1 pseudogene is annotated in these 214 nt (G+C 65.4%); it reads right to left on the bottom strand.

The annotated features are described in order from the left end of the window. Window positions 1–115, bottom strand: a pseudogene (locus tag ADK54_RS45005) (IS701 family transposase); the annotation flags it as partial. Window positions 116–214 lie beyond the last annotated feature (99 nt).

Raw genomic sequence — 214 nt, 5'->3', positions numbered from 1 at the left:
GGTCCGGGTCGTTCGTCCACGACTTGGGGAGATACAACTCCCGGTCTACCAGCGCCCGCCCCCGTCCGGAGGCGTAGGCGGCGAAGACGCCGATCTGGCTGTTCTCGGTACGTCCGGGGGCTTGTACGTGAATAGCTGTCAGCGACGGGTTTGGGTGGGAGTCACTCGGGCGTGTAGCTGTTCCCATGTGCGGGCGGCCGATCCGGGTATAGGT

Origin of the sequence: Streptomyces sp. WM6378 (genome assembly GCF_001279695.1) — a bacterium.
Lineage (GTDB): Bacteria > Actinomycetota > Actinomycetes > Streptomycetales > Streptomycetaceae > Streptomyces.
The sequence above is the reverse complement of the archived record's forward strand: the minus strand, read 5'-3'. Positions and strand labels throughout refer to the sequence as shown.